General features: G+C 71.5%; 19 protein-coding genes and 1 pseudogene. 8 read left to right on the top strand and 12 right to left on the bottom strand.

The genetic code is table 11. The features are described from left to right. The first annotated feature begins 99 nt into the window (after positions 1–99). Positions 100–630 carry an acyl-CoA thioesterase gene (locus ACQ86L_RS13730; protein ID WP_434318892.1) on the top strand — a complete coding sequence of 177 codons (531 nt, stop codon included), beginning with the start codon at positions 100–102 and terminating at the stop codon, positions 628–630. A 912-nt stretch (positions 631–1,542) separates the two neighbouring features. On the opposite strand, the pseudogene ACQ86L_RS13735 reads toward ACQ86L_RS13730, so the two are convergent. Further along, a pseudogene (locus tag ACQ86L_RS13735) lies at positions 1,543–2,010 on the bottom strand (FAD-binding oxidoreductase); the annotation flags it as partial. Between the two features lie 94 nt (positions 2,011–2,104). Here ACQ86L_RS13735 and ACQ86L_RS13740 point away from each other — a divergent pair. Continuing rightward, positions 2,105–3,058: a DNA-3-methyladenine glycosylase family protein gene (locus ACQ86L_RS13740; RefSeq protein WP_434315900.1), complete on the top strand. Its 954-nt coding sequence runs from the start codon at positions 2,105–2,107 to the stop codon at positions 3,056–3,058. Positions 3,059–3,085: 27 nt separating this feature from the next. Here the strand turns inward: ACQ86L_RS13740 and ACQ86L_RS13745 are convergent, their stop codons facing one another. The 3 genes from ACQ86L_RS13745 to ACQ86L_RS13755 all read right to left on the bottom strand — a co-directional run bounded on the left by ACQ86L_RS13745 (position 3,086) and on the right by ACQ86L_RS13755 (position 6,261). Next, positions 3,086–3,547, bottom strand: coding sequence for an SRPBCC domain-containing protein (locus ACQ86L_RS13745; RefSeq protein ID WP_434315901.1), 462 nt, complete (start codon positions 3,545–3,547; stop codon positions 3,086–3,088). A gap of 208 nt (positions 3,548–3,755) precedes the next feature. After that, entirely contained in the window at positions 3,756–5,345 is a 1,590-nt protein-coding gene (locus tag ACQ86L_RS13750; RefSeq protein WP_434315902.1) for a phytoene desaturase family protein, read from the bottom strand. Between the two features lie 10 nt (positions 5,346–5,355). Next, positions 5,356–6,261: a LysR substrate-binding domain-containing protein gene (locus tag ACQ86L_RS13755; protein ID WP_434315903.1), complete on the bottom strand. Its 906-nt coding sequence runs from the start codon at positions 6,259–6,261 to the stop codon at positions 5,356–5,358. Between the two features lie 162 nt (positions 6,262–6,423). On the opposite strand from ACQ86L_RS13755, the gene ACQ86L_RS13760 reads away from it, so the two are divergent. Further along, complete coding sequence (locus ACQ86L_RS13760) at positions 6,424–10,101, top strand: proline dehydrogenase family protein (protein WP_434315904.1); 3,678 nt, start codon at positions 6,424–6,426, stop codon at positions 10,099–10,101. On the opposite strand, the gene ACQ86L_RS13765 is transcribed toward ACQ86L_RS13760, so the two are convergent. After that, the gene (locus tag ACQ86L_RS13765; protein ID WP_434315905.1) at positions 10,098–10,445 is read right to left on the bottom strand and encodes a hypothetical protein; all 348 of its coding nucleotides are present in this window, start codon (positions 10,443–10,445) and stop codon (positions 10,098–10,100) included. The two genes, ACQ86L_RS13760 and ACQ86L_RS13765, sit on opposite strands and share 4 nt — an antisense overlap. A gap of 26 nt (positions 10,446–10,471) precedes the next feature. Then, positions 10,472–10,747 (bottom strand): hypothetical protein, encoded by a 276-nt coding sequence (locus ACQ86L_RS13770; protein ID WP_434315906.1) that lies wholly within the window; start codon positions 10,745–10,747, stop codon positions 10,472–10,474. Positions 10,748–10,796: 49 nt separating this feature from the next. Between ACQ86L_RS13770 and ACQ86L_RS13775 the strand changes: the two genes are divergently transcribed. Continuing rightward, positions 10,797–11,645, top strand: a complete 849-nt coding sequence (locus ACQ86L_RS13775) for an aldo/keto reductase (protein ID WP_434315907.1) — start codon at positions 10,797–10,799, stop codon at positions 11,643–11,645. Between the two features lie 32 nt (positions 11,646–11,677). Here ACQ86L_RS13775 and ACQ86L_RS13780 read toward each other — a convergent pair whose 3' ends face one another. The 4 genes from ACQ86L_RS13780 to ACQ86L_RS13795 form a co-directional block, all read right to left on the bottom strand. Beyond that, positions 11,678–13,189, bottom strand: a complete 1,512-nt coding sequence (locus ACQ86L_RS13780; RefSeq protein WP_434315908.1) for a sensor histidine kinase — start codon at positions 13,187–13,189, stop codon at positions 11,678–11,680. Further along, complete coding sequence (locus ACQ86L_RS13785; protein ID WP_434315909.1) at positions 13,186–13,920, bottom strand: response regulator transcription factor; 735 nt, start codon at positions 13,918–13,920, stop codon at positions 13,186–13,188. The genes ACQ86L_RS13780 and ACQ86L_RS13785 overlap by 4 nt, the downstream gene beginning before the upstream one ends. 88 nt (positions 13,921–14,008) lie before the next feature. Further along, positions 14,009–14,434, bottom strand: coding sequence for an SRPBCC family protein (locus tag ACQ86L_RS13790; protein ID WP_434315910.1), 426 nt, complete (start codon positions 14,432–14,434; stop codon positions 14,009–14,011). A 49-nt stretch (positions 14,435–14,483) separates the two neighbouring features. Beyond that, positions 14,484–14,921, bottom strand: coding sequence for an Lrp/AsnC family transcriptional regulator (locus tag ACQ86L_RS13795; protein ID WP_345839942.1), 438 nt, complete (start codon positions 14,919–14,921; stop codon positions 14,484–14,486). Between the two features lie 268 nt (positions 14,922–15,189). Between ACQ86L_RS13795 and rocD the strand changes: the two genes are divergently transcribed. Continuing rightward, positions 15,190–16,452, top strand: a complete 1,263-nt coding sequence (gene rocD, locus ACQ86L_RS13800) for an ornithine--oxo-acid transaminase (protein WP_434315911.1) — start codon at positions 15,190–15,192, stop codon at positions 16,450–16,452. Positions 16,453–16,554: 102 nt separating this feature from the next. On the opposite strand, the gene ACQ86L_RS13805 is transcribed toward rocD, so the two are convergent. Beyond that, the gene (locus ACQ86L_RS13805; protein WP_434315912.1) at positions 16,555–17,214 is read right to left on the bottom strand and encodes an NYN domain-containing protein; all 660 of its coding nucleotides are present in this window, start codon (positions 17,212–17,214) and stop codon (positions 16,555–16,557) included. Positions 17,215–17,304: 90 nt separating this feature from the next. Here ACQ86L_RS13805 and ACQ86L_RS13810 point away from each other — a divergent pair, with 90 nt between their 5' ends. Together ACQ86L_RS13810 and ACQ86L_RS13815 are read left to right on the top strand one after the other, a co-directional pair. Beyond that, positions 17,305–18,822 (top strand): peptide MFS transporter, encoded by a 1,518-nt coding sequence (locus ACQ86L_RS13810; protein ID WP_434315913.1) that lies wholly within the window; start codon positions 17,305–17,307, stop codon positions 18,820–18,822. Positions 18,823–18,855: 33 nt separating this feature from the next. Next, on the top strand, positions 18,856–19,518 hold the full coding sequence (locus ACQ86L_RS13815) for an MOSC domain-containing protein (protein WP_434315914.1): 663 nt from the start codon (positions 18,856–18,858) through the stop codon (positions 19,516–19,518). 6 nt (positions 19,519–19,524) lie between these two features. Here the strand turns inward: ACQ86L_RS13815 and ACQ86L_RS13820 are convergent, their stop codons facing one another. Next, complete coding sequence (locus ACQ86L_RS13820; RefSeq protein WP_434315915.1) at positions 19,525–19,809, bottom strand: hypothetical protein; 285 nt, start codon at positions 19,807–19,809, stop codon at positions 19,525–19,527. Positions 19,810–19,983: 174 nt separating this feature from the next. On the opposite strand from ACQ86L_RS13820, the gene ACQ86L_RS13825 reads away from it, so the two are divergent. Further along, positions 19,984–20,247 (top strand): hypothetical protein, encoded by a 264-nt coding sequence (locus tag ACQ86L_RS13825; RefSeq protein WP_434315916.1) that lies wholly within the window; start codon positions 19,984–19,986, stop codon positions 20,245–20,247. Positions 20,248–20,250: the final 3 nt, after the last annotated feature.

The raw sequence follows: 20,250 nt of genomic DNA on the forward strand, positions 1-20,250 counted from the left end.
CCTCGCCGAACCCTAGCGGGCTTGGAGAGGGTCCACAACGAAGATGAGGAGGGCTTGGCGCTTCACTAACATGACCGCGTGCACATGATCTTCAGGACGATGCTCCACGCGTTCCTCTCCCGGTTCGGCGCCCGCCTCGGCCACTGGGACGTGGCGCGCACCCGCTTCCGGGTGCTGCCGACCGACCTCGACATCCTCAAGCACATGAACAACGGCGTATACCTGTCGATCGCCGATATCGGGCGGTTCGACCTGCTGCGCAGGAACGGCGTCTGGGCGATCTTCGAGGAGCGCGGCTGGTATCCGGTGGTCGCGTCGGAGACCATCTCGTTCCGCAAGTCGCTGGAGCTCTGGCAGTCGTTCGTGGTCGAGTCGCGCATCCTCGGGTTCGACGAGAAGGCCGTCTACGTCGAGCAGCGGTTCACGGTCGGCGGCGAGATCTACACCCAGGCTTTCATCCGCGGGCGTTTCCTGAAGCGCAGTGGCGGGGTCGTCTCCATCGAGGAGCTGCTGGAGGCCGTCGGGCCCGCTCCGACCGATGTCACCGTCCCGGAGTGGCTGCTCCAGTGGGGTGGGGACGCGGCGCTGCCCTCGACGCGCGCGGAGGCGCCGAGCGTCTGGGTCCAGTGAACGCCTCGGCTCAGGCCGGACCGAACGCGAAGACCCCTCCGGGTCGTAATTGGCGCGCGCCTCGGTGAGCCGGGCGCCGACGTCGGCCGGCCAGGCGGTCGCGAACGTCGCCGGGTCGGTCAGGTCGGCCGCCCAGTTGACGTTGGTGACCGCGGAGACGCGGTGCTCCAGCGCGCGGGTGATCGCCTCGGCCGCCGCGGGCGCGGCGGAGTCGAAGGTCGCGGGATCGCCGGCGATGGCGCTCAGGGTGTAGCCGCTGTCGCGTCCGCCGACGGCCGTGCCGTCGTTCGTGTCGCGCCGGGCGGCGCCGCCGAGCTGGCGGATCTCCAGCGCGAGGAAGGGCGACTCGACCTTCGGGCCGGCGACGTCGAGCAGGGCATCGCCGTCCGCGGCGTCGAAGTCGTCGAGCATGAAGCCGCGGATCCAGGCCGGGGCGCCCTCCTCCGGGTCGTTGTGGATGGTCGCGACCGCCGTCGTCGGGATCTCGCCCACGAAGTCGAGGAAGACCGGCGCCGCCGCGCGGATGGGGGCGAACAGTCGCTCGCCCTCCGCGGCGTCGCCCGGGTAGGCGAACCGCACGCTCAGCACGGTGCGCCCGCGCAGCGGCGGGGGCGGCCCGTCGACGTCGGGGACGCGCAGCAGGACGACGGAGGTCGTGGCCACCTCGCCGAGGGAGCCCGCCCAGTCCACCCAGGCGCGGAAGGCCGGCTCGATCGCCTCGCCCTCGAAGAACACGCTGCCCGCGTAGAGGGTGGTGAGCGGCACCAGCTCCAGCGTCATCTCGGTGACGACACCGAGGCCGCCCTTGCCGCCGCGGAGCGCCCAGAACAGCTCCGGATTCGAGTCGGCGTCGGCCGTCACGACATCGCCCTCCGCGGTGACGACGCGGAAACCCCGCACCCAGTCGGCGGTGAAGCCGTGCGTGCGGGCCAGCGGGCCGAGGCCTCCGCCGAGGGTGTAGCCGACCGCGCCGACGCTGGTCGAGGACCCGGTGACCGGGGCCAGCCCGAACTCGGCGGAGGCGGCGATGACGGGCGCCCAGCGGACTCCCGCGCCCAGCCGGACGAGCCGGGACGCGGCATCCACGGCGATCGCGTCGAGGGCGCGGGTGGAGACGATGAGGCCGCCGATGATCGGGGCCTCCGCGCCGTGGCCGGTGGCCTGGACGCGCACGGGCAGGCCCTGCTCGCGGGCGAAGCGGACGGCCTCCGCGACGTCCTGCTCGTCGGCGACGGCGACCACGACATCCGGGTCGTGGTGGACGGTGGGATTGAAACAGGCGACCTCGGCGGCGAGCCCCTCGTCGCCGCGCACGTAGACGGTTCCGTGGACGCGGTCGCGGAGGCGCGCGACGGCGTCGGCTTCGATGTCGGTTCCCATGAGGAGAACCTAGGGGAGCCCACCGACAGGCCGCCAGACCCGTCCTCGGCGCCGGAGTCGGCCGCAGTCAGCCGCGTGACGTAGCATGCCGTGCATGACCGCCGTGCTCCCTGCCGGCGCCCAGTCCGGGCGCGCCGTGGAGACCGTGTACCGTCCGGGCGGCCCGCTGGACCTCTCCGGCACGCTGGGCCAGCTCGGCCGCGGGCCGTACGATCCGACGACCACGTGGGACCTCGGCGGGATGTGGCGGACCTGGCGCACCCCGGAGGGGCCGGCGACCCTCCGCGTCCTCCGGCCCGCGGCCGACGGCAGTGTCGAGGCGGCGGCGTGGGGCCCGGGCGCGCAGTGGGTGATCGCCGCGGTGCCCGCGCTGCTCGGCCGCGGCGACGACTGGTCCACGCTTGACGTGGGCTCGCATCCGCTGCTGAGGCAGAGTCTGCACCGCAACCCGGGCCTCCGCCTGACACGCACGGGACTCGTGCTGGAGGCGCTCCTCCCGGCGATCATCGAGCAGCGCGTGACGAGCCTGGAGGCCTACCGGTCCTGGGCGCGCCTGCTGCGTTGGTACGGCGAGCCGGCGCCGGGGCCCGCGCCGGAGGGGATGCGGGTGGTGCCGACGCTGCAGCAGTGGCGCGGCATCCCGTCGTGGGACTGGCATCGCGCCGGGGTGGACCCGCGGAGGGCGCGTGCCGTCCAGGCGGTGCTCGTCGTGGCTCCGTCGCTGGAGCGCGCGATCGGGGCTGCGGCCTCCCTCGACGACGCGGAGACCGCCCTGCGCACCATCTCGGGCGTCGGGCAGTGGACGGCGGCCGAGACGCTGCAGCGCTCGCACGCGCATCCCGACCTGGTCAGCGTCGGCGACTACCACCTGGCGCACCAGGTCGGCGAAGCGCTCACCGGCTCGCGCGTGGACGACGACGGCATGCTCGAACTGCTGGAGCCGTGGCGCGGCCAGCGTCAGCGCGTCGTGCGGCTGATCCTGGCCAGCGGGTTCCGGTTCCAGCGCCGGGGGCCGCGCATCACCCTTCAAGACCACCGCTGGCACTGAGCGGCGGCCGGCTCGGAGCAGGAGCGCTCAGCCGGTGGTGCCGTTCCGCTGGGCGGTCTGGTGCTCGACGCGGATGTCGTGGTCCAGCTCCCGGCACAGCGTCTCGTAGTGCTCGCGCATCGCCGGGTAGTAGTCGTCCCACTTCGGCATCGGCTTGCCGTTGTGCGCCGCCACGAGGCGATCGAGGTAGTAGTCCCAGCCGATGCAGTAGTCGGCCGAGGTGCCGATCGCGCGCAGGCGCTGGCCGAAGGTGACGGTCGTGTGGCCGCTGGCCTCCGTCAGGTGCACGAACATCACGAGCGAGTCCGGGGCCTTGCCGACGTCGACGTGGAGGCGGTGCGGGGCGTCGCAGAGCATGACGGCGACGTTCTGCCACTCGGCCCCGTCGCCCTCGGCGTTCATCCGGAACTTGACGGCGCCGGTCGAGCCCGTGCCCGTGTACTCGCCGATCCACTCGGCGAGCCGGGGGATCTGCTGAAGTAGGTCCACACCTCCTCGATCGGTGCTTTGAAGATGCGATCGAGCACCACGTACACTCCGTCGTCCTTGCGTACGAGTCGTCCTGTCGGCTGCGGCATCATGGTGACCTCCTACAGAGTCCCCCTCGTGATCCACAGACTAGTCACCGGTTCGCGATTACGGCAGGGGGCCACGCCTGGGTGTCGCGTGCGAGTCCTTCCAGTCCTCGAAGGCGTGCTCAGCCCTCCAGGACCGCCATCGCCGCGTTGTGGCCGCCGAGCCCGCTCACCGCTCCGCCGCGGCGCGCCCCGGAGCCGCAGAGCAGGATGCGTGCGTGCCGCGTGGCGACGCCCCAGCGCTCGGCCGGGGTGCGCAGGTCGTCGTCGTCCTCGGCGAACGGCCAGGAGAGCGGGCCGTGGAAGATGTTGCCGCCCGGCATGTTGAGCGCGTGTTCGAGGTCGCGGGTGGTCTTCGTCTCGATGCACGGGTTGCCGTCGCCGTCGGTGAGCAGGAGGCTCTCGACCGGCTCGGCCAGCACCGAGTTCAGGGAAGCGAGCACGGCGTCCTGGAGCCGCTGCCGGGTGGCGTCGTTGTTGTCGTCGGTCAGCCAGCGGTCGGGGGTGTGCAGCCCGAACACGGTGATGGTCTGCGCTCCGCTCTCAGCGAGCTCAGGGTCGAGGATGCTCGGGTCCGCGAGCGTGTGGCAGTAGATCTCGCAGGGCAGGAGCTCGGGCATCACGCCGCGCAGCATCCCGTCGTACGCGGACTCGAGCTGCGCGAGGGTCTCGTTGATGTGGAACGTGCCGCCGAACGCCGCCGCCGGGTCCACCGACTCGTCGCGCAGCCGGGGCAGCCGCTTCAGCAGGAGGTTGACCTTGACCTGGGCGCCCTCCGCGCGCGGACGCGGCGGGTCGGCGGTCTCGCCCAGGAGGCCATCGAGCACGTCCGGGGCGACGTTGACGAGCACGGTGCCGCCGTCCACCCGGCGCTCGTGGCCGTTGCGGGTGTAGGAGACGGTGCCGTCCGGGCTGATGGAGGTGACCTCCGCGCCGGTGACGATGCGCGCGCCCGCCTCGCGGGCGACGCGGGCGAGCTCGCCGGTGACGGAGCCCATGCCGCCGACCGGGACGTCCCACTCGCCGGTGCCCTGACCGATGACGTGGTAGAGGAAGCAGCGGTTCTGGGACAGGTCGGGGCTGTCGACGCTGGCGAAGGTGCCGATCAGCGCATCCGTCGCCGCGACGCCGCGCACGAGGTCGTTCTGCAGGCGCGACTCGATGAAGCCGCCGATCGGTCGCTCGATGAGCGCGTCCCAGAGCTCGTCGTCGCCGACGAGGGCCTTCGCCTCGCTGCGGGTGAGCAGCGGCTCGGTGACCGTGGGCCAGAGCGCGCGGGCCACGGCTCCCGTCGACTCGTAGAAGCGGTCGAACGCCTCGGCGTCGCCGGCGGCGCCGATCCGGGCGAAGGACGCGGCAGTGGCCTCCGCGTCGGTGTTGTCGATGAGGAGGCCCGCGCCGTCGGGGTCGCCGGGCACGGGCGTATAGGAGGAGTAGCGCCGCCGGGCCAGCCGGATGTCCAGGCCGAGGTCTTCGATGATCCGCTGCGGCAGCAGGCTGACGAGATAGGAGTAGCGCGACAGGCGGGCCTCCACGCCGGGGAACGCTTGGGCGCTGACGGCCGCGCCTCCGACGTCGTCCAGTCGTTCGAGCAGGATGACGCTGCGCCCTGCCTTGGCGAGATAGGCGGCGGCGGTGAGGCCGTTGTGCCCGCCGCCGACGATCACGACATCGTGGCTCGCGGCTGCGGGGGAGGCTGCGGGGTCGGTCATGGCTCAGAGCCTAAGGGATGTGCTCGGGCGGCACCGCGTCGGCCAGCGCCCTGCGGGCGGCTACCACACCGGGGGCCGACGCCGACGAGCGCCGCGCCGACGTGAAGATGGTGCGGCGCGGCGACCCGGGGAGGGGGAGGAGCGCCACCTCGGGACGCGCGCCGGCCCACACCAGGTCGGGGAGGAGGCCCACGGCGTTGCCCGACGCGACCAGCCGGATGTGGGTCACGAGGTCGGCGGTCTCGAACCGCACGTCCGGCTCGAAGCCGGCCGCGCGGCAGAGCTGGACGGCCCAGGTGCGCGACACCGTGCCCTCCGGCTCCAGCACCCACGGGAGCTCGGCGGCGTCCGTGAGGGAGGCCGCGCGGATGCGAGCGGCGCGGTCGGCCGAGGTGGCGAGGTGGATACCGTCGGCGGCCAGCGGCGTGCGGTCGAGGTCGGCGCGGAGCGGTCGGGTGCTGCCGGGGTACTGCTCGGCGACGGCGAGGTCGAAGTCCCGGGCGGAGACGTCGAACAGGCCCTGCTCCGGCTCGCGCTCGGTGACCTCCACCCGCAGTTCGGGGTAGTCGCGCGCAAGGGCCGCGATGGCCGCCGGGAGAATCGCGTGGGCGGCGGACTGGAAGACCGCGACCCGGACGACCCCGGCGACGGTGGCGCCGGAGCCGGCGACAGCGGCCTCTGCGGAGTCGAGGGCGTCGAGGATGGCGGCGGCGCGCTGGGCGAGCAGCTCGCCCTGCGGCGTGAACTGCAGGCGGCGGCCGGACTTCACGAGGAGGACGGCGCCGGCCTCCTGCTCCAGCGTGGCCAGCTGCTGGGAGACGGAGGACGGGCTGTAGGAGAGGGCCGCCGCGACGCCCGCGACGGTGCCGCGGATCCTCAACTCGTGGAGGAGGCGGAGCCTGCGGATGTCGAGCATGCCAACCATTCGGTCCAGGTGAACGATATTGTTCGGAAACGTTCGCTATTGCCGATGGTAAACCACATCGAGAATGTATCCACAGGCAGTGGCGACGGCGACTCATCCACGGATTGCCGGACATCCCGCGTCGCCTCAGGAGCGAGGAATACAGTCGTGGACATGGTTGAACACACGGACGACGCGCGCACGCTGCGCGCAGAGGTGCCGCCCGCGCAACTGGCTCAGGAGGCGGTCGAGCTCGTCCGGAGCTGGCTCGCCGAGAGCGCTCGCAGCGGTCAGGACGCCCCGCGCGATCCGGCCGCCGAGCGACTGGCCGGAGTGCTGCGCGACCCGCGCGGGCTCGACTTCGCGGTCGGCTTCGTCGACGGTGTCGCACGCCCGCAGGACCTGTTCGTTGCCGGCTACAACCTGCAGCGGGTCGCCAAGAAGATCCCCGCCTTCCTGCCCTGGTACATGCGCGCGGCCGTTTGGCTCGGGGGCGTGTTCGGGCCGGTGCTGCCGTGGGTCGTCATCCCGATCGCCCGCCGCGTGCTGCGTGGCATGGTCGGGCACCTCGTGGTGGACGCGACGCCCGAGAAGCTGGGGCCGGCCATCGCGCACCTGCGGTCGCCGAAGGACCCGGAAGGGCACGGCGCCCGCCTCAACCTCAACCTTCTCGGCGAGGCCGTGCTGGGCGAGGAGGAGGCCGCCCGGCGGCTGGAGGGCACGCGCGCGCTCCTGTCCCGCGACGACGTGGACTACGTCTCGATCAAGGTGTCGTCCATCGCCTCCCAGCTCTCGATGTGGTCGTTCGACGAGACGGTCGATCGGGTCGTGGAGCGGCTCGTGCCGCTGTACGAGCTCGCCGCGGCCTCGCCGTCGCCCAAGTTCATCAACCTCGACATGGAGGAGTACCGCGACCTCGACCTCACGATCGCGGTCTTCGAGCGCATCCTCGGCCGTCCCGGGCTGCTCGGGCTGGAGGCGGGGATCGTCCTCCAGGCGTACCTCCCGGACGCGCTGAACGCCCTCCAGGGGCTGACCGAGTGGGCGGCGCAACGCCGTGCCCAGGGCGGAGCGCCCATCAAGGTGCGCGTCGTGAAGGGCGCGAACCTCGCGATGGAGCGGGTGGACGCGGCGATCCACGGCTGGCCGCTCGCGACCTACGGGAGCAAGCAGGCGACGGACACCAACTACAAGCGCGTCCTCGACTGGGCGCTGACGCCGGAGCACACGGACGCGGTCAAGATCGGCGTCGCCGGCCACAACCTGTTCGACGTCGCCTACGCCTGGCTGCTCGCGTCGCATCGAGGCGTGACCGGCCGGATCGACTTCGAGATGCTGCTCGGCATGGCGACGGAGCAGGCGGAGGCCGTCAAGCGCACGGTCGGGCAGCTCCTGCTCTACACACCCGTAGTGGACCCGGGCGAGTTCGATGTCGCGATCTCGTACCTCATCCGGCGGTTGGAGGAGAACGCCAGCCCGGAGAACTTCATGTCGGCCGTGTTCGAGCTGGGCTCGGATCGCGGGCTGTTCGACCGGGAGCGGGACCGCTTCCTGGCGTCGGTCGCCGACCTGGCCGCTGACTCCTCGCCGCGCGGGGCGGCTCCGCTGCCCAACCGGCAGCAGGACCGCTCGCGCGAGTGGGAGCAGGAGACGGCGGAGTCGTTCACGCGACCGCCCGCGGTGGACGCCGAGGCGTCGCTCGGCGGTGGCTCCGGTGCGGGCGCACCGGAGGAGGGGCTCACCAGCGTCGTTCTCGGGCTGACCCGCGGGTCGGGTGGGGTCACGCTGGAGCCGCCGGTCGCCGCGGGTGCCGCTGCCACCGGATTCCAGAACACCGCGGACACCGACCCGTCGCTCGCGGCGAACCGCGCATGGGGGCGGCGCATCCTGGCCCGCTCGGTCACGAGCGACCTGGGCAACCAGACCATCGCCGCGGCGGAGGTCACCGACGCCGGTCATCTCGACCGCATCCTGACGGCCGTGCGCTCGTCGGGTGTCGCGTGGGGGACCAGGCCGGGCTCCGAGCGCGGAGCCGTCCTCGACCGGGCGGGGCACGCGCTGGAGGCCAACCGTGACCGCCTGATCGAGGTCATGGCGAGCGAGACCGGCAAGACGATCGCCGAGGCGGACGTCGAGGTGAGCGAGGCCGTCGACTTCGCGCACTATTACGCATCGCTCGCAGGCGAGCTCGACGCGGTGCAGGGCGCGGTGTTCGTGCCGTCCGCGCTGACGGTGGTCACGCCGCCGTGGAACTTCCCGGTCGCGATCCCCGCGGGCGGCGTGCTGGCCGCGCTCGCCGCGGGCAGCGGTGTCGTCATCAAGCCGGCCCCGCAGGCGCGTCGCGCCGCGGCCGTCATGGTGGAGGCGCTGTGGGAGGCCGGAATCCCGCAGGACCTGCTGGCGCTCGTGGATGTCGCGGAGAACGACCTCGGGCGGCAGCTCGTGGCGGACCCGCGCGTGGACCGCGTCATCCTCACCGGCTCGTACGAGACGGCCAAGCTGTTCCGCTCCTGGCGGCCCGAGCTCCCGCTGCTCGCCGAGACGAGCGGCAAGAACGCCATCATCGTCACGCCCAGCGCCGACTACGACCTCGCCGTGGCCGACATCGTGAAGAGCGCGTTCGGTCACGCCGGGCAGAAGTGCTCGGCGGCGAGCCTGGTCATCCTCGTCGGCTCGGCGGCGCGCTCCGAGCGCTTCCGCAACCAGCTCATCGACGCGACCAAGAGCATGCGCGTCGGCTACCCGCAGGACCCGGTGAGCCAGATGGGGCCGCTGATCGAGCCCGCGTCGGGCAAGCTGCTGCACGCGCTGACCACCCTCGGCGCCGACGAGGAGTGGCTGGTCGAGCCGCGCCCGCTGGACGACACCGGCCGGCTCTGGTCGCCGGGCATCCGCACCGGTGTGCAGCCGGGGACCTACTTCCACCTCACCGAGTTCTTCGGGCCGGTGCTCGGGATCATGACCGCGCGCGACCTGGAGGAGGCGATCCGGTTCCAGAACGCGATCGAGTACGGCCTCACCGCCGGTCTCCACTCGCTCGACTCCGACGAGCTCGCGCAGTGGCTCGACACGGTGGAGGCCGGCAACCTCTACGTCAACCGCGGCATCACCGGTGCGATCGTGCGGCGCCAGCCGTTCGGCGGCTGGAAGCGCTCGTCGGTCGGCGCCGGCACCAAGGCGGGCGGCCCCAACTACCTGCTCGGCCTCGGCTCCTGGCAGCCGGAGTCGGGCGCGTCCAGCTCCAGCCTGCACCTGCGCGGCCTGGAGCCCCGTGTCCAGGACCTGATCGAGTCCGGGCAGTCGTCGATGGACTACCCCGCGTTCGACCTCGTCCGCCGTTCGGCGCTCAGCGACGCGATCGCCGTGGCCACCGAGTACCACCAGGCGAAGGACGTCTCCGCGCTCGGGGTGGAGCGGGACATCTTCCGGTACCGTCCCGTCCCGGTCGCCATCCGGCTCGCGGACGGCGGCGGCCTGCCCGAGCTGCTGCGCGTGATGGCGGCCGCGACGGTCGCGCGGTCGTCGTTCACCGTGAGCACGAGCATCGCGCTGCCGCGGGGAACGCAGCAGCTCCTGAAGGCGCGCGAGGTGGAGGTCGTGGTCGAGAGCGACGAGCACTGGCTGTCGCGCGTGCGCGGCCGCCGCATCACGGCCCACCGCATCCGCCTGATCGGCGGCGACCCGGTGGCGCTCGCGACGGCACTCGGCGGAACTCCGGACGTCGCGGTCTACAGCGGGGCCGTCACCCCGTCCGGGCGCATCGAGGTGCTGCCGTTCCTCCACGAGCAGGCCATCTCGATCACCAACCACCGCTTCGGCAACCCGACGACCTTCTCGGAAGGGGTGATCTAGGGGGCTACCGGGCCGTCCGGCATCTCCCAGGAGTGCGACTGAGGCCAGCGCGGCGGGATGCTACCCGTGGTGCGGCGATGGAGGTCGCCGGACTCGGTGACCCAGACGTGCATGCGGCGGTACACGGTCGGGTATGTCGGGCCGCCGTCGAGGAAGCCTGCTGTGAGGAGGGCAGGAATCCAGACCAGCGGGTTGATCACCTCCAGGGCCAGGCGCCAGGGCGGCGGCATGACGACGTGGCGCAGCCACATCTCCTCGGCGCGCAGGTCACCGTCGAGATGCCAGTCGTCGTTCATGCGGCGCATCAGCTCCGTGCGGAGCTTCTGCTGCGCTCTCGTGTGCATGGTGACGATCATGCCGTAACGGGCGGCTACTCCTCTTCCTCCTCGAGCTCCAGGAGCTCGTCGGCGGCGTCGGTGTTGCCGAGAGCGGCCAGACGACGCAGCTCGTCCAGGTCGCCGCGCTCGGCGGCGAGCTCGACCAGGGCGTCCTCGGCGTCGGAGCTGCCGGCGTCGGCGAGGCGGCGCAGGAGGGCGAGGTCCTCGGCCTCGATCGCGGCCTCCACGGCGAGGGCGACGGCGTCCGGGTCGGTCGGCAGCGGGGCGCCGGTCGGCGGGGCGGGGTCCGACGGGGGTGTGGCGGGCATGGCACTCCTTCCGATGAGCGCCACCTTACCCGGGGCTACGCTGAGACGCATGACCGAGAATCAGCCGTCCGTCGCCGTGCCCGCGATCGCCCTCAACGCCGGAACCAGCATCCCGCAGCTCGGCCTCGGGACCTGGCCGCTGGATGACGCGGAGGTGGAGCGCGCCGTCGTCGCGGCCGCCGAGCTCGGCTACCGCCACGTCGACACCGCGGCCAAGTACGGCAACGAGACCGGTGTCGGCCGGGGCGTCCGCGGCAGCGGGCTCGCCCGCGAGGAGTGGTTCGTCACGACCAAGCTCGACGGCGGCTACCAGGGCGAGGACCGTGCCGTCGCCGGCCTCGACGCGAGCCTCGGACGGCTCGGACTCGACTACGTCGACCTGCTGCTCATCCACTGGCCGCTGCCCGGGCGCGACCAGTACGTGTCCACCTGGGAGACCTTCATCCGGCTCCAGCAGAGCGGCAAGGCGCGCGCGATCGGCGTCTCCAACTTCAAGCCGGCGCACATCGACCGCCTCATCGCCGAGACCGGGGTGACGCCCGCGGTCAACCAGATCCAGCTCAGCCCGGCCATCCAGCGCCGTGAGCAGCGCGCGTACGGGATCGAGCACGGCATCGTGACCGAGTCGTGGAGCCCGATCGGCGGCTCGGGCGACCTGCTCGCGGCGCCGGTGCTCGCGGAGGTCGCGGCCAAGCACGACCGGACCGTGGGGCAGATCGTGCTCCGCTGGCACGTCCAGAACGGCCTCGTCGCCATCCCGAAGTCGCGCAACCCCGAGCGGATGGCGGAGAACCTCGCGGTCTTCGACTTCGAGCTCGACGCGGACGACCTCGCGGCGATCGACAGCCTGGACGAAGGGCCGGACGCGGGAGTGGACTCCGACCGCACCGGGCACTGACCCGCGACGGCCGGGCCGCGCGACGACCCGCGTCAGACCCGGACGAGCGGCAGCCGCACCGTCACCACGAGGCCGCCGGTCGGCGCGTTCGCGAGCTGGACCGAGCCTCCCGCCGCGCCCGCCAGGGCCGCCACGATCGCCAGGCCGAGGCCGCCGCCTCCACCGGCGCGGGACGTGGTGCGCGCCCCGTCCGCGCGGGTGAAGCGGTCCAGGGCCACCGGGATGAACTCCTCCGGCATCCCCGGGCCCGAGTCGTGCACGGTGAGCACCACCCACTCCGGCTCCACCCGCAGCGCGGCGCTCACGACGTCCTCCACCGCGGCCGGCCGCGGCTCCGCCGGCAGGACCTCGATCGGTCCGTCCACGGCGTCGCTCAGTCGCGGCACCGGCCCGGTGTCCGAGCGGGCGTCGCGGGCGCGGATCGCCGTGATCGCGTTGCCGAGCAGGTTGTCCAGGATGCGGCCGAAGTCCGTCGGCGAGAGCGCCACCCGGGCGTCCGCGCTCGGTCGCCGCTTCGGGTCGTACTCGAAGTCCACCGAGATCGAGCCGTCATCCTCGGCGCTGCTGACCAGCAGGCGGGCGCGGTCGATCGCGTCGGTCAGCTCGTCCACCAGTGTGCGCCAGTCGATCCGGCCGCTGGACGGGCCGGCCTCGATCCGGGAGAGCTCCAGCAGGTTGTTGGCGAGCGTGCCCAGCCGCAGGGCGGTCGAGTGGGAGGAGCGGATGTCGTCCAGCAGGGCGTCCGCGTCGCCCGCGTCCAGCTCGGCCAGCTCCAGCTGCCCGCGCAGCACGGCCAGCGGCGTGCGCAGCTCGTGGCTCGCGTCCGACACCATCTGCCGCTCGCGGTCGGCGGACGCCCGCAGCCGGCGGATCAGGTCGTTCAGTGTGGTCGCCAGCTCGGACAGCTCGTCCTGAGCGGGGCCGACCGTCAGCAACCCCGCGGCGTCGTCGGTCCCCGTCGGCTCGCCGCCGGCGATCCGGTCGGCCTGCTCGCGCATCCGGCTCACCGGTCTCAGCGCCGTGCGGGCCAGCAGCCACGACGCCCCGCCGAAACCGAAGATGAGCACACCGGCGCCGATCAGCAGCGCGAGGGTGAGGCGGTCGAGGATGAGCGAGGTCGTCTCGTCGTTGCGCGCGGCGATCACGTGCATCGTGCCGCGCTTGGTGATGACAGGCTTCACGAGCACCTCGTAGGTGTCGTCCGCGATCTGCACGGTCGTCGCCGAGGGCGGGAAGGACAGCAGGTGGTCGATCCGGTTCTCCAGCGCCGTCGGCAGCGTGGAGTCGAGGATGACGCCGTTCGCGTCGACGATGGCGAGCTCTTGGCCGCCGCCGGGCAGGTCGAACGGCCCCGACGGGTTCGCCAGCACCGACGCGGCGGGCGCGGTGACGTCGTTGTTGAGGAGCGTGACGGTCGCGTTGTGGAGGATGGAGGACACCCCCACCCGGATGACCACGACCGCGACCAGGCCGAACAGGGTGGCGACGATGAGACTGCCGATCGTGATGCGCGCGGAGATCGACAGGCGCCGCAGCCAGGTCACGGCGCCGGCGTCTCCGTCGTCGCCTTGGCGTCGGCCTTCTCGCCCTTCGACTCCAGCGCGTTCTTGGCGTCCAGGCGGTAGCCGCGGCCCCGCTCCGTCACGATGGACAGGCCCGCGCCGGCCAGGTCGAGCTTCTTGCGCAGGTACGAGACGTACTGGTCGATGACGTTGGTGCCGATGTTGTCGGTCGTGCCCCACACCGACTCGAGGATGTCGGCGCGCGACAGCGTCTTGTCCGGGTTCGTGGCGAACAGCCGCAGCAGGGTGAACTCCCGGCGGCTGAGCGGCATCTCGTGCCCGGACACCAGCGCCTGGTGCTCGTGCGAGTCGATGGTGAGCCGGCCGACGCTGACCTGCGGGCGCATCCCGCTCGGCTCCCGGCGCAGCAGCGCGCGCACGCGGGCGGCCAGCTCGGCGAACGCGAACGGCTTGGTGAGGTAGTCGTCGGCGCCGGAGTCGAGGCCGTGCACGCGGTCCTCGATGGCGTCGCGCGCGGTGAGGAGCAGGATCGGCATCGGGTTGGCGGCTTCGCGGATGTGCCGGCACAGCTCGAAGCCGCTCATACCGGGCAGCATGACGTCGATCGCGGCGGCGGAGAAGGAGTCCCCGCGCAGTGCGATGAGGGCGTCGACGCCGTTGGTGACCAGGGTGACGTCGTATCCTTCGGCGGCGAGGCCCCGCTCGACGAGGCCTCCCATGTCCGGATCGTCTTCGACAACGAGCAGCTTCATGCGCCCATCGTGCCACTGATCGCCGTGGTCGCGCTCGGATCGGGGGTTCGACGCTTGACGTCTGCTGAACGTTTTCGCAGAACGGCCGTCAGGTTTCCTCCACCACCGACTTGAGCGATCCCAGCGTCATGCCCCAGTTCTCGCTCATCCGCTCGGCCTCCGCGGTGTCGGCGCAGCCGTCCTGGGTGATGGTCACCTCGGTGCCGCCCGCGCCGTCGGCGAGCAGGTAGGAGACGGTCTGGTAGCTCTCCGGCACGTCCGGTTTGCCGCTCAGCGGGCTGTAGTAGCTGGAGACGAGGCGCTCGCCGGGGACGACCTCCAGGATCGTGCCCTTGTCCTCGTAGGGCTTGCCCTCCCACTCGCCGCGGTAGACGATCGGGCTGCCCTCCTTCCAGTCGGTCTCCACGCGGCTGCCGAACAGGTAGCGCGCGATCGTGTCGGGGTCCGTGATGGCGTGCCAGACGTCGGCGCGCGGGACGTCGACGTGGATGGTCGCTCGTGCTGTCGTGGTCATGGGGACAGCATCCACCCGCCGGGGACGGACGGATAGAAGATTCGCGACGTCAGCTGTTGCCGCGGTTGATGAGCCGGGAGAGGACGATCGCGCTGCGGGTGTGGTCGACGTTCGGCGCCAGGCGCACCTTCTCGAGCGCGGCCTCCAGGCTCGGGATGTCGCGTGAGCGGATGTGGACGATCGCGTCGGCGCTGCCGGTGACGGTGCCGGCGTCGACGACCTCCGGGACGGCGGAGAGGATGCGCAGCAGCTCCTCGGGGGAGACGGTGCCGCGGCAGAACAGCTCGACGTAGGCCTCGGTGCTCATCCCGTCGATGGCCGGGTCCACCTGGATGGTGAAGCCGCGGATGACGCCGTCCCCGACGAGCTTGTCGACCCGGCGCTTGACCGCCGAGGCGGACAGGCCGACGACTCCGCCGATGTCGCCGTAACCGGCGCGCGCGTTCTGACGGAGCAGGTCGAGGATGCTGCGATCGAGGTTGTCCACGGCGCAAGCATACGGTGAATCATTGCGCGGAGGTGGAGGTGACGCGGGAATCGTGCGCGATTGCGCAACGGATGAGCGCGAAGGCGAGCCGCGTTGCGTTCGCCCCGATGTTCGCGCACGAATGCTGCGAACCGTGGGCGCATGCGGCGATTCCGTGCGCGAAGACGCAGCCAATCGCCGACATCCGCGTGTGAGACTAGCTCACAGCTTCGGTGGCGGCGCCGTGACGCCCCGGCCGGATGTGCCGCACGACCCAGAGAGGACGACCATGACCGACACCGTCGCCCACCGCATCCACCCCTCCACGCCCGCGCCGACGGAGCGCCAGGCGCAGGCGATCGCACTCGAGGACGAGCACGCGGCGCACAACTACCATCCGCTCCCTGTCGTCATCGCCGAGGGCCAGGGTGCCTGGGTCACCGACATCGACGGGCGTCGCTACCTGGACTGCCTGGCCGCGTACTCCGCCGTCAACTTCGGCCACTCCAACCCGCTGCTGCTGGACGCCGCACGGGCGCAGCTCGACCGGATCACGCTCACCAGCCGCGCGTTCCACAACGACCAGCTCGGCCCGTTCGTCACCGAGCTCGCCGCGCTGGCCGGCAAGGACATGGTGCTGCCGATGAACACCGGCGCGGAGGCCGTCGAGACCGCGATCAAGGTGGCGCGGGCGTGGGGCTACCGGGTGAAGGGAGTGCCGGACGGGCGCGCGAACATCGTCGTGATGGCGGGCAACTTCCACGGCAGGACCACCACGATCGTGAGCTTCTCGGACGACCCGGACGCCCGCGACGGGTTCGGGCCGTACACGCCCGGATTCCGCAGCGTGCCGTACGGGGACGCCTCCGCGGTCGCCGCCGCGATCGACGACGACACGGTCGCGGTGCTGGTGGAGCCGATCCAGGGCGAGGCGGGGGTCGTCGTGCCGTCGCCGGACTTCCTCCCCGCGGTGCGAGCGCTCTGCGACGAGCGGCGCGTCCTCCTGGTGGCCGACGAGATCCAATCCGGCCTCGGGCGGGTCGGAGCGACCTTCGCCTGCGACCTGGTCGGCGTGGTGCCCGACCTCTACCTGCTCGGCAAGGCGCTCGGCGGCGGGATCGTCCCGGTGTCGGCCGTCGTCGGGAACCGCGATGTGCTGGGGGTCATCCACCCGGGCGAGCACGGGTCGACGTTCGGCGGCAACCCGCTGGCCGCCGCAGTCGGCCGCGCTGTCGTCGGGCTGCTCACGACCGGCGAGCCCCAGGAGCGCGCCGAACTCCTCGGCCGCCGCCTCCACGGCGACCTGGTGCGCCTGGTCGGTCACGGCGTGCGGGAGGTGCGCGGCGCGGGCCTCTGGGCGGGGATCGACATCGACCCTGCGCTCGCGACCGGGCGCGAGGTGTGCGAGCTGCTGATGGAGCGCGGGGTGCTCGCGAAGGACACGCACGGCTCGACCATCCGGCTGGCGCCGCCGATCGTCGTGGAGCCGGGGGACCTGGACTGGGCGGTGGAGCAGCTGGAGGCGGTGCTGCGGGAGCTGCGGGAGCGGTGACGGGCGATTTCGGAAACCTCGGGGTGTGGGCTAGACTGAAATAACACCCCCGGATGCTTCGGCTACCGGGCGCGGGGCCCCGAAAGGGGCCCCTGTTTCGTTTCAGGACCATTCTTCGGGCCGCTGGAGAGTGCCGTGACCCTTGGAACCGATATCGTCAGGGAACTGGCTCGCAAGCAGTGCGCCACGGCGAATCCTCTTGATGAGCACTGGGTCCAGCGCCAGAAGGCTGTGATTCGGATTGTCGACCGGGCTGAGCAGCGCCCACTGCTTGTCTAGCTCCGTAGTGAGCAGGGTCAGCATGGCCGCGAAGTCCGAATCATTCGAGACCAGCACGAAGAGGTCGGCGTCGTCACGGCACGCGTCGAACACCATGTACGACGCGAGGTTCACGTCGGACCCTTTCTCCTCCGTTTTGCGCACCTTGACCCGCATGATCCGCCCTGTGTCGTCGAACGTGATCGGGAGCGAGGGCATCATCCGGGCGTCATTGCGGTACTGACCCTCGTGGATCGTCACCTTCGGGTTGGTCCGCAACGCCCGCACGTACGACTGCTGCCGGATCGGCGAGCGTGGATCGGTGCCGAGCGCCGGTCGGATCATCGCCGTGAAGTACCTGATCCGTTTGATCGCGTGCGTGGGGATGAGCAGTGTCGCCAGAGCCTCCAGGTCGAGCCACTTCGCGTCCGGATGATGCTGGAGCTTCTGTCGGTACAGATTGAACCCGTCGACGTAGATGTTCGCGGTCGGTCGGGGGTCCATCCTCCTGATCGTACCGACCTATGAAGTCTTCCGTGCAGAATGTTAACCCCGGCGTTCACCTCCGACGTCGACAGTGGGAGCATGGTCGCCATGAGTGACACCCACAGCTCCAACCCATCCGGAGGCGACACGGAGAAGGGCGGAGCCACCGCCACCACCGCGGCCCCCACCGACGCCAGTCACGGGTTCTTCGGGCAGCCGCGCTCGCTCGCCAACATCTTCGGGGTGGAGATGTGGGAGCGGTTCTCGTTCTACGGGATGCAGGGCATTCTCCTCATCTACCTCTACTACAGCGCGGCCAAGGGCGGCCTCGGCATCGACCAGGCGACCGCCGCGGGCATCGTCGGGGCGTACGGCGGGGCCGTCTACCTCTCCACGATCCTCGGCGCGTGGCTCGCGGACCGGCTGTTCGGGTCGGAGCGGGTGCTGTTCTGGAGTGCGGTCGTCATCATGGCGGGGCACGTCTCGCTCGCCGTGCTGCCCAGTTTCGCCGGGGTGATCGTCGGCCTCCTGTTCGTCGCGGTCGGCAGCGGTGGCCTGAAGGCGAACGCGACGCGCATCGTCGGGACGCTCTACGACGAGCACGACTCCCGCCGGGACGCAGGCTTCTCGCTCTTCTACCTCGGCATCAACCTCGGCGCGTTCTTCGGGCCGCTGCTGACCGGGCTGCTGCAGTCCACGCTCGGGTTCCACTGGGGGTTCGCGCTCGCCGCGGTCGGGATGGCCATCGGCCTCATCCAGTACTCGCTGGGTCGCAAGCGCCTCCCCGACCTCGCGCGCGAGGTGCCGCACCCGCTGCCGCGCAAGCGCCTCCCGCTGGTGATCGGGATCGCCGTGGCCGGCGTGATCGTCATCCTCGCCCTCGTCCTCACCGGGGTCATCAACGCGATCAACCTCGCCCTCTGGGTGATCGGCATCACCATCGTCGCGGCGATCGCGTACTTCGTCGTCATCCTCAGTTCGAAGCTGCTGAGCGGGACGGAGCGCAGCCGGATCGTCGCCTTCATCCCGCTCTTCATCACGAACGCGGCGTTCTGGTCGCTGTACCAGCAGCAGTTCACGGTGGTGACGATCTACTCCGACAAGCGGCTCGACCGGATGCTGTTCGGGTGGGAGTTCCCGGTCTCGTGGGTGCAGTCCATCAACCCGATCTTCATCATCATCCTGTCCGGCGTGTTCGCCGCGATCTGGACCAAGTGGGGCGACCGGCAGCCGTCGACGCCGCTGAAGTTCGCGGCGGGGACGGTCGTGATGGGCCTCGCGTTCTTCCTGTTCCTGTTCTGGGCCGGCGGCGGAGCGAACAGCACGCCGCTGCTCGCGATGGTCGGCATCCTGCTCGTGTTCACGATCGCGGAGCTGCTGATCTCGCCGGTCGGGCTGTCGGCGTCGACGAAGCTGGCGCCGCACGCGTTCCAGGCGCAGATGGTCGCGCTGTACTTCCTGTCGGTGGCGCTCGGGACGGCGATGTCGGGGCAGCTCGCGAAGCTGTACTCGCCGGCGACGGAGGGCATCTACTTCGGGGTGATCGGCGCGGTCGCGGTGGTGATCGGCGTGGTGCTGGCGGTGCTGAGTCCGTGGGTGCTGCGGATGATGCGCGGGGTGCGGTAGGAGCGCGGCGGTCCTGTCGGCATACTGGAGGGCATGGCGAGTCGGGATGACGGAGCGCGGATTCTGGCGGTGTGCCGGGTTGCGCAGCTGCGGCCGGATGACGGCAACGTGGGCGTGACGGCGATCGACAAGCAGCCGGTGGAGTCGCGGCTGAAGGTGCGCGGGTTCGGGCTGTACGGCGACGTCCAGGCGGACCGCAAGCACCACGGCGGCGCCACGAAGGCGCTCTACGCGTACGCCGACGAGGCCGCTGCGTGGTGGGCGGCGGAGCTCGGCCGGCCCATCCCTCCCGGACTCTTCGGCGAGAACCTGCGCATCGCCGGCCTGGACGTCGACGGCGCCGAGATCGGCGAGCGCTGGCGGATCGGCGAGAAGCTGGTGGTGGAGGTGACCTGTCCGCGCACGCCGTGCGCGACGTTCCAGCGCCGGATGCGCGAGCCGCAGTGGGTGCGCCGGTTCACCGAGGCGGGGCGCGTGGGCGCGTACCTGTCGATCGTGCACACCGGCACTGTGGGGGCGGGCGATGCGGTGGAGGTCGTGCGCCGGCCGGGACACGGGGTCACGATCGCGTCGTGGTTCACGGCCGCGGACGCCGAGCAGGCCGACGCGCTGGTGGCGGCGGAGGAGGCCGGGCAGCTGGAGCTCGCGCCGGAGATGCGCGAGTCGATCGCGAGGGTGCGCGGCCGCGCGGCGTGAGCGGCCCTACTCCTCCAGCCCCAGCTCGCGACGCCAGTGCGCCAGGAACTCCGCGCCGGCGGTGTCGTGCACCGCGTCGCCGATCGTGATGACCTCGTACGGCCGTTCCAGCACGCCGTCGGCCGGCCGCACGTCCACGTGGGCGACCTCCCGGCCCGTGCTGTGGACGTAGTCCGCCATCTTGTAGTCGCTGCGGGAGTCGCCCACGGAACGCCAGCGGTGCGGCAGCGGGCCGCGCTCGGCGAAATAGTCGAACGCGCGCTGGGCACCGCGATCCTTATCGAGCAGCACGGACTCGATGTCGGTGGAGATGATCGTCGGGTCGATGCGGAACGGGACCTCCCCTGCGCATCCGGGGCGACGCGCTCGCCGTAGCGCAGGCCGAGGCCTAGCCCGGTCAGGAGGTCGAAGGCGGCGTCCTCGAAACGGGTCTGGGCCTCCTGGTACGTCACCGAGTCCACGTCGGTGCGCTGCTCGACGGAGATCATCGCGCGCTTCGTCTCGTCGAAGAACATCGTGTCGGCGAACCGCTCCCGGACCAGCGTCCGGATGCCATCGACCGCCGCATCGGGCAGGGCGACCGACGCGTCGACCGCGATCTCACCCATCCCCTCACCCGTGATCGGAGCCCACGCGCCTCCCTTCTCGAAGACGCCGAACATCCGCGCGCCGTGCGACTCCAGCGCGTCGCCCAGGCCGGCGTCGCACAGCGGCGCGACCACCTGGTGACGG

The organism is Leifsonia sp. P73 (assembly GCF_051059105.1).
Taxonomy (GTDB): domain Bacteria; phylum Actinomycetota; class Actinomycetes; order Actinomycetales; family Microbacteriaceae; genus Leifsonia.

Excerpts from the sequence above, each read along its gene's own strand:
- ACQ86L_RS13815 (WP_434315914.1), top strand. The coding sequence starts at position 18,856 with ATGGCGAGTCGGGATGACGGAGCGCGGATTCTGGCGGTGTGCCGGGTT.
- ACQ86L_RS13785 (WP_434315909.1), bottom strand. The coding sequence starts at position 13,920 with ATGAAGCTGCTCGTTGTCGAAGACGATCCGGACATGGGAGGCCTCGTC.
- ACQ86L_RS13770 (WP_434315906.1), bottom strand. The coding sequence starts at position 10,747 with ATGCCCGCCACACCCCCGTCGGACCCCGCCCCGCCGACCGGCGCCCCG.
- ACQ86L_RS13790 (WP_434315910.1), bottom strand. The coding sequence starts at position 14,434 with ATGACCACGACAGCACGAGCGACCATCCACGTCGACGTCCCGCGCGCC.
- ACQ86L_RS13760 (WP_434315904.1), top strand. The coding sequence starts at position 6,424 with ATGGTTGAACACACGGACGACGCGCGCACGCTGCGCGCAGAGGTGCCG.
- ACQ86L_RS13730 (WP_434318892.1), top strand. The coding sequence starts at position 100 with ATGCTCCACGCGTTCCTCTCCCGGTTCGGCGCCCGCCTCGGCCACTGG.
- ACQ86L_RS13740 (WP_434315900.1), top strand. The coding sequence starts at position 2,105 with ATGACCGCCGTGCTCCCTGCCGGCGCCCAGTCCGGGCGCGCCGTGGAG.
- ACQ86L_RS13810 (WP_434315913.1), top strand. The coding sequence starts at position 17,305 with ATGAGTGACACCCACAGCTCCAACCCATCCGGAGGCGACACGGAGAAG.
- ACQ86L_RS13805 (WP_434315912.1), bottom strand. The coding sequence starts at position 17,214 with ATGGACCCCCGACCGACCGCGAACATCTACGTCGACGGGTTCAATCTG.
- ACQ86L_RS13775 (WP_434315907.1), top strand. The coding sequence starts at position 10,797 with ATGACCGAGAATCAGCCGTCCGTCGCCGTGCCCGCGATCGCCCTCAAC.
- rocD (WP_434315911.1), top strand. The coding sequence starts at position 15,190 with ATGACCGACACCGTCGCCCACCGCATCCACCCCTCCACGCCCGCGCCG.
- ACQ86L_RS13755 (WP_434315903.1), bottom strand. The coding sequence starts at position 6,261 with ATGCTCGACATCCGCAGGCTCCGCCTCCTCCACGAGTTGAGGATCCGC.
- ACQ86L_RS13750 (WP_434315902.1), bottom strand. The coding sequence starts at position 5,345 with ATGACCGACCCCGCAGCCTCCCCCGCAGCCGCGAGCCACGATGTCGTG.
- ACQ86L_RS13765 (WP_434315905.1), bottom strand. The coding sequence starts at position 10,445 with ATGCACACGAGAGCGCAGCAGAAGCTCCGCACGGAGCTGATGCGCCGC.